The organism is Burkholderia sp. FL-7-2-10-S1-D7, assembly GCF_001524185.1.
Classification (GTDB): domain Bacteria; phylum Pseudomonadota; class Gammaproteobacteria; order Burkholderiales; family Burkholderiaceae; genus Burkholderia; species Burkholderia diffusa.
In genome coordinates, this window is the sequence record NZ_LOWY01000068.1 from 22,177 (window position 1) to 29,038 (window position 6,862).

At 67.8% G+C, this 6,862-nt stretch carries 6 protein-coding genes; 4 read left to right on the forward strand and 2 right to left on the reverse strand.

Annotation, left to right across the window (positions count from 1 at the left end; genetic code table 11):
- The first annotated feature begins 3 nt into the window (after positions 1-3).
- Positions 4-894: a LysR family transcriptional regulator gene (locus tag WS75_RS20465; protein ID WP_059682586.1), complete on the forward strand. Its 891-nt coding sequence runs from the start codon at positions 4-6 to the stop codon at positions 892-894.
- A gap of 76 nt (positions 895-970) precedes the next feature.
- Here WS75_RS20465 and gap read toward each other — a convergent pair whose 3' ends face one another.
- A complete protein-coding gene (gene gap / locus WS75_RS20470; RefSeq protein WP_006485712.1) occupies positions 971-1,981 on the reverse strand; it encodes a type I glyceraldehyde-3-phosphate dehydrogenase in 1,011 nt (336 codons plus the stop codon).
- An 86-nt stretch (positions 1,982-2,067) separates the two neighbouring features.
- Positions 2,068-4,140 (reverse strand): transketolase, encoded by a 2,073-nt coding sequence (gene tkt / locus WS75_RS20475; RefSeq protein WP_059682588.1) that lies wholly within the window; start codon positions 4,138-4,140, stop codon positions 2,068-2,070.
- Positions 4,141-4,356: 216 nt separating this feature from the next.
- Between tkt and speE the strand changes: the two genes are divergently transcribed.
- From speE to WS75_RS20490, 3 genes are all read left to right on the forward strand, one after another.
- Entirely contained in the window at positions 4,357-5,214 is an 858-nt protein-coding gene (gene speE / locus WS75_RS20480) for a polyamine aminopropyltransferase (protein WP_059682590.1), read from the forward strand.
- 205 nt (positions 5,215-5,419) lie between these two features.
- On the forward strand, positions 5,420-5,836 hold the full coding sequence (locus WS75_RS20485; RefSeq protein ID WP_059535265.1) for a VOC family protein: 417 nt from the start codon (positions 5,420-5,422) through the stop codon (positions 5,834-5,836).
- Between the two features lie 17 nt (positions 5,837-5,853).
- Entirely contained in the window at positions 5,854-6,621 is a 768-nt protein-coding gene (locus WS75_RS20490) for a 16S rRNA (uracil(1498)-N(3))-methyltransferase (RefSeq protein WP_059682592.1), read from the forward strand.
- Positions 6,622-6,862 lie beyond the last annotated feature (241 nt).

The following is a 6,862-nucleotide window of genomic DNA, read 5'->3' on the forward strand; positions in this document are numbered from 1 at the left end:
ACCATGGAACTCAAGCAATTGCGCGCCTTCGTCACGCTCGCGGAAGAGCTGCATTTCGGGCGCGCCGCGCAGCGCCTGTTCATCGTGCAGTCCGCGCTGAGCATGCAGATCAAGGCGCTCGAGGAAGATCTGGGCGCACGCCTGTTCGAGCGCGACCGCCACAAGGTCGAACTCAGCGATACCGGACGCGTGTTCCTGCCCGAGGCGCGGGCGACGCTGCAGCAGGCCGCGCGTGCGGAGCAGATGGCACGGCTGTCGAGCCGCGGCGAAATCGGCACGCTGCGCATCGCGTTCGTGTCGTCCGTGCTGCCGGCGCTGCTGCCGGCCGTGCTGCGCACGATGCGCGAGCGCTATCCGCTGATCGCGCTCGAATTGAAGGATCTGCCGACGCCCGACCAGATCGCCGCGCTGCGCGATCGGCGCATCGATTTCGGAATGATCCGGCTGCCGGCCGCGTATGCGGGAATCGACACACGCGTGGTGCTCGAGGAAGGCTTCGTCGTCGCGCTGCCGCTCGACCATCCGCTCGCCGCGCACGAGACGATCACGCCGGCCGCGTTACGCGGACAGCCCGCGTTCGTGCTCGCGCGCCGCTACGCGCCCGGCTTTCACGACGACATGCTGCTCGCGCTGAGCCGCGCGGGCACGACGCTCGAGATCGCGCAGGAGTTCGGGGAATTCACGACGATGCTCGCGCTGGTCGCGGCCGGAATGGGGATCGGGCTGATCCCGGCGGAAGCCGCGAGCGCGTTGCCGCCGAACGTGCTCGCGCGGCCGCTCGACCTGGCCGGGCACCGGACCGGCATCGGGCTCGCGTGGACCGACCTCGACAGCCCGCTGAAACGCGCGTTCGTGGACGTGCTCGAACACGTGACGGCGAACGCCGGGCAATAAAAAGCCCGGCCGGAAAAACCGGGCCGGGCTCGTTCGCCACGCCGGCCGCCTTGCGGCGGCCGCGCGACGTGCGGGATTACTTCGCGTTCGCGAATGCGACTGCCGTATCCAGCATGCGGTTCGAGAAACCCCACTCGTTGTCGTACCAGCTCGACACCTTGACGAGGCGGCCCGACACCTTGGTCAGCGTCGCGTCGAACGTCGACGAAGCCGGGTTGTGGTTGAAGTCGATCGAGACCAGCGGTGCGTCGTTGTAGCCGAGGATGCCCTTCAGCGCGCCTTCCGATGCTTCCTTCATGATCGCGTTGACTTCCTCGACGGTCGTGTCACGCTTCGCGATGAACGACAGGTCGACGATCGACACGTTGATCGTCGGGACGCGGATCGCGTAGCCGTCGAGCTTGCCGTTCAGTTCCGGCAGCACGAGGCCGACGGCGGACGCAGCGCCCGTCTTCGTCGGGATCTGGCTGTGGGTGGCCGAACGCGCGCGGCGCAGGTCTTCGTGGTACACGTCCGTCAGCACCTGGTCGTTCGTGTACGCGTGGATCGTCGTCATCAGGCCGGTTTCGAGGCCGATCTTGTCGTTCAGCGGCTTGACGAGCGGCGCGAGGCAGTTCGTCGTGCACGATGCGTTCGAGATGACGGTGTGCTCGGCCTTCAGCACGTCGTGGTTCACGCCGTAGACGATCGTTGCGTCGACATCCTTGCCGCCCGGCGCCGAGATGATCACCTTCTTCGCGCCGCCCTTCAGGTGCGCGCTCGCCTTTTCCTTCGTCGTGAAGAAGCCCGTGCATTCCATCACGACGTCGACGCCCAGCTCGCCCCACGGCAGTTCGGCCGGGTTGCGGTTCGCCAGCACGCGGATCTTGTCGCCGTTCACGACGAGGTAGTCGCCGTCGACCGACACTTCGCCCGGGAACTTGCCGTGCGCGGTGTCGTACTGGGTCAGGTGCGCGTTGGTCTTCGCATCGCCCAGGTCATTGATCGCGACGATCTCGAGATCGTGCTTCTTGCCGTTTTCATAAAACGCGCGCAGCGTGTTGCGGCCGATACGGCCGTAGCCGTTGATTGCGACGCGAATCGTCATGGTCTATCTCCTGATGGCTGAAAAAATTCGTTTCGTGCAGCTTCACGGTGCGACGCGCGCGGGGGTGGCGCGCGTCGCGAATGGTTTTAGGCCAGCACGGCCTTCGCGGTCTCGACGACGTGCTCGACAGTGAAGCCGAAGTACTTGAACAGCACGCCGGCCGGGGCCGATTCGCCGAACGTGTCGATCCCGACGACGCCGCCTTCGAGGCCGACGTACTTGTGCCAGAACGCGGTCACGCCCGCTTCGATCGCGACGCGGCGCACGCCGTGCGGCAGCACGCGTTCGCGGTATTCGGCGTCCTGGCGGTCGAACACGTTGGTCGACGGCATCGACACGACGCGGGCTGCGATGCCCTGCTGCGCGAGCGGCTCGACGGCCTTCATCGCGAGCTCGACTTCCGAGCCCGTCGCGATCAGGATGATCTTGCGCGCGACGATTTCTTCGTCCCAGTCCTTCAGCACGTAGCCGCCCTTTGCGATGTTCGCGATCTGCGAATCCGTGCGCGGGTTGAACGCGAGGTTCTGGCGGCTGAAGATCAGGCTCGACGGACGGTCTGCGGCAACCGCCTGGGTCCATGCGACGGCCGTCTCGACCGTGTCGGCCGGACGCCATACGTCGTGGTTCGGGATCAGGCGCAGGCTCGACACGTGCTCGATCGACTGGTGCGTCGGGCCGTCTTCGCCGAGGCCGATCGAATCGTGCGTGAACACGAAGATCGACGGGACCTTCATCAGCGCGGCGACGCGCAGCGCGTTGCGGCTGTAGTCGGAGAACGTCAGGAACGTGCCGCCGAACGGCTTGTGGCCGCCGTGCAGCGCGAGGCCGTTGATCGCGGCGCTCATGCCGAATTCGCGCACGCCGTAGTTGATGTGGTTGCCCAGCACGACGCCCGCGCCTTCCGGATTCGCGCGGACCGCCTTCGACGCCTTCCAGTTGGTCAGGTTCGAGCCGGTCAGGTCGGCCGAGCCGCCGAGCAGTTCCGGCAGTGCGGCAGCCAGCCCTTCGATCGCCTGCTGCGACGCCTTGCGGGTCGCGACCGTCTCGGCGCGCTCGTTCGCGCCGGCGATGATCGCCGCGGCCTTCTCGGCCCAGTCGGCCGGCAGCTTGTTGGCCATCCGGCGTTCGAACTCAGCGGCTTCTGCCGGGAATTTCGCGCGATATTGCGCGAACGTCGCGTCCCAGTCGGACTCGGCACGCTTGCCGGCTTCCTTCGCGTCCCATGCCGCATAGACTTCCTGCGGAATCACGAACGGCTCCCACTTCCAGCCGAGCGCTTCGCGCGTCTTCGCGATTTCTTCCGCGCCGAGCGCAGCGCCATGCACGTCGTGGCCGCCGGCCTTGGTCGCCGCGCCCTTGCCGATCACCGTCTTGCAGCAGATCAGCGTCGGCTTGTCCGACAGCTTCGCCTTCGCGATCGCCGCGTCGACCGCGTCGACGTCATGGCCGTTCACGTTCGGGATCACGTTCCAGCCATAGGCCTCGAAACGCTTCGGGGTGTCGTCGTGGAACCAGTTGACGACGTCGCCGTCGATCGAGATGCCGTTGTCGTCGTACAGCGCGATCAGCTTGTTCAGCTTCAGCGTGCCCGCGAGCGAGCAGGCTTCGTGCGAGATGCCTTCCATCAGGCAGCCGTCGCCGAGGAACACGTACGTGTGGTGATCGACGATCTTCGCGCCGTCACGGTTGAACTCGTCGGCCATCAGCGCTTCGCCGAGCGCCATGCCGACCGCGTTCGCGAGACCCTGGCCGAGCGGGCCCGTGGTCGTCTCGACGCCCGGCGTGATGCCGTATTCGGGGTGGCCCGGCGTCTTCGAATGCAGCTGGCGGAAGTTCTTCAGCTCTTCCATCGGCAGGTCGTAGCCGGTCAGGTGCAGCAGCGCGTAAAGCAGCATCGAGCCATGGCCGTTCGACAGCACGAAGCGGTCGCGGTCTGCCCAGTGCGGGTTCGTCGGGTTGTGCTTCAGGTGGCGCGACCAGAGCGCAACGCCGATTTCGGCCATGCCCATCGGCATGCCGGGGTGGCCGGAGTTCGCTTGCTGGACGGCGTCCATCGCGAGCGCACGGATCGCGTTGGCCATCAGGGTGGTAGAGGCGGGAGACGAAGTCGTCATGTCGAGTCCGGAGAACGAGTCGAGGAAACGGGGGCACGGCGGCATCCGGAAGCTCGAGCGTCAATCGTTCCCGGCGCGCGGTGCGGCGCCTGACGGACGCGAAGCGGACGGAGCCTACGGACGGGGCTGCAAAGCTCGTCATTTTAACAGATGGGCTGACATTTCCCTTGTCGGCGCGCGGTGTTCCGGCACGCTTTTCCGCGGAACCGCATGCCTCCTATAATTCAGACGTCGGAACTGCCCGCCCCGAGCGGCCCGCCCGTGAACACGACCCTTCTCTTCCATCCCACGCCCGACGCCGCGTACGGCTTCCCGAACGCACGCCGGCTCGCGCACGTCGCGTCGGCGCACCAGCACATCGAAGTCTGGGACACCCCGCAGCTCGGCCGCCTCTTCACGCTGGACGGACGGCCGATGACGTCGGTCGGCGACGAATACGTGTACCACGAGTGCATGACGCACCCGGCCGCGCTCGCGCATCCGTGCCCGCGCAAGGCGCTCGTGCTTGGCGGCGGCGATGGCGGCGCGGCGCGTCAGCTGCTCAAGCACGCGTGCATCGAGCGGATCGTCGTCGCGGAACTCGACGACGAGGTGGTCGGCATGGCGCGCCGCTATCTCGACGACGTGCATCAGGGCGCGCTCGACGACTCGCGCGTCGAGGTCGTGATCGGCGACGCCGCGCACTTCGTCGCGTCGACCGTCGAGCATTTCGACCTCGTCGTGTTCGACCTCACGCCACCCGATTCGCCGGCGGCCGGCCTCTATACGCGCGAGTTTTACGCGCGACTCAAGCGGATCCTCACGCCGTGCGGCGCGATCTCGATGCATCTCGGCTCGCCGGTGTTCCACGCGGCGCGCATCGCCGCGCTGCTCGCCGACCTGCGCGCGAGCTTCGCGGTCGTCGATCCGTTGTCCGCGCACGTGCCGCTGTACGGATCCCAATGGCTGATGGCGATCGCGAGCGACACGCTCGATGCGGCCGCGCTGTTCGCGCACGACATCGACGAGCGTCTCGCCGCGCGCCGCGTGCAGGGCCTGCGCTACTACGATGCGCGACTCCATGCAGCCCTCTTTGCCCTGCCGCGCGCGCTGCGCGATACACTGGGCGTTCGCCGCTGAGCGTCCGGGCGGACGCATCGTTCTGCGGGCTGGCCGCGCTTTCTCCCCCGCTCGACCCGCGACGCGCAGGCCCGGAACGATGCACGCGGGCAGCCGGCGTATCCGCGAGACCACACCGGGCGCCCGCGCGCCAATACCCGTTGGACTGCAAAACATGGGACCGGAGTAACCGCTCAAGCGCCAACACCGTTCGACAGGAGATTTCATGACCGATCCACGTCCGGCCAACGTGCCTTGGTTGACGCCTTACCTGGCCGTGCGCAATGCGCATGCGGCCATCGAGTTCTTCCAGGCCGCATTCGGCTTCGAGTTGCGCGACGTCCTCGACGAGGACGGCGCGATCATGCACGTGGAGATGACCTACCGCGGGCAACTGATCGTGATGTTCGCGCCCGAAGGCGCGTTCGGCTCCACCGCGCTCACGCCGAAGAGCGCGGGCGCAACCGCCCCGCAGTCGTTCTACTTGTATGTCGACGACGTCGACGCGACCTGGCAGCGCGCGCTCGATGCGGGCGCGAAATCGCTGACCGCGCCGCAAGATCAATTCTGGGGTGACCGCTTCGCGCAGATCGAGGATCTCGACGGCTACCGCTGGGCGCTCGCGCGCCGCCTGAGCGCATGAACGGAGCCGCGATACGCATGAGTGAAGCCACCACCACCGCGGCCGTGCCGCGCTTTTTCGTCGAGGCGGCGCTGCGCACTGACGCGACGCTCGCGTTGCCGGCCGACGTCGCACGTCACGCGCAAGTGCTGCGGCTGCAGCCCGGCGACGCGCTGGCGCTGTTCGACGGCAGCGGCGGCCAGTATCGCGCGCGGCTCGTCGAGATCGACAAGCGCAGCGCGCTCGCGCAGATCGAAGCGTTCGACCCGTCCGAGGCCGAGCCGCCCTATCGCGTGACGCTCGCGCAAGGCATCGCCGGCGGCGACAAGATGGACTGGCTGATCGAGAAGGCCGTCGAGCTCGGCGTCGCGGCGGTCGTGCCGCTGTCGACCGCGCGCGGCGTCGTGAAACTGTCGGGGGAGCGCGCGGACAAGCGCGTTGCGCACTGGCGCGGCGTCGTGCGCGCGTCGTGCGAACAATGCGGGCGCAACCGCGTGCCCGACGTCGCGCCGGTACGCGGCTTCGGCGCCTGGCTCGACACGCTGCCGGCCGCGCCGTCCGACGGCGAACTGCGGCTGCTGCTGTCGCCGCGCGCGAGCATCCCGTTCGCGTCGCTACCCGACGCGCCGCCCAAGGCGGCGGTCACGCTGCTGATAGGCCCCGAAGGCGGGCTGTCGCCGGACGAGGAAAATGCGGCACGCGCACACGGGTTCACCGCGTTGTCGCTCGGCCCGCGCGTGCTGCGCACCGAGACGGCCGGCGCGGCTGTGCTCGCGGCGCTGGCCGCGCGCTGGGGCGGCTGGTGACGAACCCGACGTGCCGTGACACGCGGCGCCCCGGCCCGCGGGGTCGCCACGTTAATGCGGCGCGTTTCAATCTTGCGGCTGAATGCGGCTTGCCACTCGACGAGCGGGGCGGCGTCAGGTTGGACAATGCGTCGAGCGGACGCAAAAAAGCCCCGCAATCGCGGTAATGCCGTTCAGTTAAGGTTCTTTCTGAGGAACCGGACAGCGTAACGAGCGGGACGGGACTTGACGGCCCGATCGC